Source organism: Methylophaga sp. UBA2689, assembly GCA_002354555.1.
Lineage (GTDB): Bacteria > Pseudomonadota > Gammaproteobacteria > Nitrosococcales > Methylophagaceae > Methylophaga.
In genome coordinates this window covers 1-3328 of sequence record DELT01000016.1, presented here as the reverse complement: position 1 = coordinate 3328, position 3328 = coordinate 1, and the positions used below count along the sequence as shown (strand labels likewise).

The 3328-nt window shown below is 44.6% G+C and carries 4 protein-coding genes and 1 pseudogene; 3 read left to right on the top strand and 2 right to left on the bottom strand.

Going from position 1 to position 3328, the window contains the following annotated elements:
* Positions 1-402, bottom strand: a pseudogene (locus B3M51_RS01670) (hypothetical protein); the annotation flags it as partial.
* 327 nt (positions 403-729) lie between these two features.
* On the opposite strand from B3M51_RS01670, the gene B3M51_RS01665 reads away from it, so the two are divergent.
* From B3M51_RS01665 to B3M51_RS01655, 3 genes are read left to right on the top strand one after another with little or no spacing between them, the layout of a single operon-like run.
* Positions 730-1119 carry a YbaN family protein gene (locus B3M51_RS01665; RefSeq protein WP_292756396.1) on the top strand — a complete coding sequence of 130 codons (390 nt, stop codon included), beginning with the start codon at positions 730-732 and terminating at the stop codon, positions 1117-1119.
* Entirely contained in the window at positions 1109-1774 is a 666-nt protein-coding gene (locus B3M51_RS01660) for a nitroreductase (protein WP_292756394.1), read from the top strand. Before B3M51_RS01665 ends, B3M51_RS01660 begins: the two co-directional genes overlap by 11 nt.
* Positions 1775-1789: 15 nt before the next feature.
* On the top strand, positions 1790-2137 hold the full coding sequence (locus B3M51_RS01655; RefSeq protein ID WP_292482535.1) for a HopJ type III effector protein: 348 nt from the start codon (positions 1790-1792) through the stop codon (positions 2135-2137).
* Between the two features lie 57 nt (positions 2138-2194).
* Here B3M51_RS01655 and B3M51_RS01650 read toward each other — a convergent pair.
* The coding region (locus B3M51_RS01650; RefSeq protein WP_292756392.1) for a DUF3400 domain-containing protein at positions 2195-3328 on the bottom strand (1134 nt) is incomplete at its 5' end.

Sequence of the window (3328 nt, the reverse complement as noted above, 5' to 3'; positions counted from 1 at the left end):
CAAATGCTGGCGCAGGGCTGGCGAGGACTGTAAGTTTATGAGTTGTTCTACCTCACCATTTTGTTGACCCAGATAAACAGATTGAAATAAAGGATTACGTTGCATAACGGCAATCAGCAACTGACGGACTTCACCATTGATCTGTGGATTTTCGAGTAATCCGGGTAACTGTTTTAGTTCATTAATTTCTTTCGTGGCTCGATTATCAATGGATTCCAGATATTCATTAATACTGAACATTGTTTGCTGATAGCGAGAATGCACAACTTTCTCTGCCAGATTTTTATTGAAATAATATTGCAAAGTAATGACAACTACAGCGACCAGCAAACTGGAAAGCATTAACCCTGCAACAACAGCAGTGCGAATTGGTAGCTGAAATTTTTTATTTTGCTGTTGCATGCCGGCCCTCTTTGGCGATTTAGATCTTTATCTAACAGAGAATTAATACTTCAAGCTTGTCACAATTGAATGATGCATTCTTAGAACAAGCTTTGGTTTTTCGACTTTTATGCTAATTGAAACCTCAGAATTACTTGCCAGCACGTATAATCACAGTTTGATAATGACATTAAACATTTTAGCTGTCGCGAATGCCCCCCTTTTTTGCGGGCTGTTTACCTTTAACAGCAGCCTTATTGGACGATATAAGCCTCCAACAGCAGTGATTCTGAAAAACAAACAAAACCGGGTAATAAACTCTGATATTCAGGCAACTTTTTTTTCCATATGAAAAAAAGAATCAAACATTTTTTAATTTTCAGCTGTGGCTGGTTATGCGTCATTTTAGGAATAATTGGCGCATTTTTACCGGTGATGCCAACTACGCCGTTTATGATTCTTGCCTTGGGCTGTTTTGCCGAGACTTCACCACGGTTTCACGCTATGTTGCTTAATAACCGTTGGATAGGGGCCCCCTTGAGACAATGGGATCAAACCAAAACGGTACGACGCCGTACCAAAATCCAGGCACTTATTATGCTGGTCATCGCCTTTGGCTTTTCAATCACGTTGTTATGGGGACATATTGAATTGCAATTGATGTTACTGGGCTTAGCGGCGGTAATGATAGGGTTTGTGCTGAGATTAAAAGAAGCGGAGCCAAAATATGAAGATTGATGAGCTTATTAAACAGCGTCACTGCACTCGGGCATTTCTGGATAAAACCGTAAGCGATAAACTTATCCATGAAATCCTCGATATTGCCCGTCATGCCCCTTCCGGCGCCAATACCCAGCCTTGGCAGGTAGCAGTCGTGTCCGGCAATACCAAACAACAACTCTCTGAGAGTCTGATTCATGCTTTCAGAGAAGGTCATGCTTCCAAGCCAGACTATGTTTATTACCCCGAAACCTGGCAATCGCCGTATATAGATCGTCGCCGTGCCTGTGGTTTACAGCTTTATCAGAGTTTGCAGATTGATCGCAAAGACAAACACGCCCAACGAAAACAATGGGAAGCCAATTATCGGGCTTTTGACGCACCAGTGATGATGTTGTTTTTTATGGATGCAGAGATGCAGACCGGATCATTTCTGGATTTGGGTATGTTTATACAGAATCTGATGCTGGTGGCGCAGGATAAAGGTCTGGCAACCTGTCCGCAGGCCGCACTGGCAGAATACCCTGAAAATGTTAAAAAAATTCTGGAGTATCCTGCCGATACTATTCTGGTGTGCGGTATGGCAATCGGTTATGAAGATACTCAAGCTGCGGTCAATAAATACCGCACTGCTCGTGAACCAGTAACAGAATTTACCCGCTTTTTTTATTGATTTTGGAGTTTTACCATGGATTTAGCGACATTTCTCAGCACGTTGACTGATAATCCGTCCGCGATTGATTTCGAAGATACCATTGCGGTGATTGATGCCAATTACCAGTTCACCCCAACAGCATTTCATAACGGTGAGCTGCATAATGATGCTGGAGAGAATAATGGATCTTGCAAAATTCTGTTTTTTGGCATTTTGCATGAATTGGGTGAGTCGCAGACCTTAGCCTGTTTTGGGCGTTATTATCGCAGCGATGTTTTGCTGAATCCCAAAGGTGAAGACCATCAGAATATCCGTAACTTTCTGCGTTATGGCTGGGATCGTGTCAGCTTCAATGGCGAGGCATTAACGCCAATGCATTAACGCTCATTCAAATAAAATTCCGAACGCAGAGATCCTGCGTTCGGGATAATGAGTACTTTAGAGGAGTACCCGCTCTATACCACCGGCTTTCACGTTATCAATAAACTGTGTATGCCACTGTTCACCTAAAACATGTTTAGCCACTTCCACCACAATGTAATCGGTTTCAATACCGGTATCTTCGTTGTAGCGTGACAGCCCCTGCTGACAGGCCGGGCAGGAAGTCAGCATTTTCACATTACCTTTGACCGCCTTGTCCTGACCAGTCAACTCTTGAATGCCCTTGGTGATTTCTTCTTCCTTACGGAATCGAACCTGCGTGGCAATATCCGGACGTGCGACAGCAAATGAGCCCGCCTCACCACAGCAACGATCATTCAAGGTTACATCCTGACCCAGCAGACTGGCCGCCACCGAAGTCGGTTTATAGGTTTTCATCGGCGTATGACATGGGTCGTGATACATATATTGAACACCATCGACACCTTGCATCTTCACGCCTTTTTCCATCAGATATTCATGAATATCCAATAAACGGCAGCCCGGGAAAATTGCTTCAAATTCATATTTGAGCAGCTGGTCCATACAGGTACCACAAGACACGATAACGGTCTTGATATCCATATAGTTCAGCGTATTGGCGACGCGATGGAATAACACTCTGTTACTGGTGGATATCGCCGTGGCCTTGTCATCATCACCGGTAGAAGCCTGCGGATAACCACAGCATAAATAGCCTGGGGGTAATACCGTTTCAGTGCCCACTTCATATAACATCGCCAGTGTTGCCAGCCCTACCTGACTGAACAAACGCTCTGAGCCACAACCCGGGAAATAAAATACCGCATCGGAATCTTCGCTGACTTTGTTTGGATCCCGCAGAATCGGTACCATTTTGTCATCTTCCAGGCCCAGCATGCCACGCGTAGTTCGCGTCGGCAGATTGCCAGGCATCGGTTTTTTAACAAAATGCACCACCTGTTCACGTAAGGGTGTTTTACCCGTCGTAGGTAATGGTGGCTTTTTCTTTTTGTTGGCCAGAAGTCCCAGATACTTAGCCGCCGAGTGCGCCAGGCGCTGGGCTTTAAAGCCCATTTGAATCATGGTTTTATGCATGATTTTAACGGTAAAAGGATCCGTCGCATTCAGATAAGCCATCGAAGACCAGGTACCCAGATTCACATGGCGTTT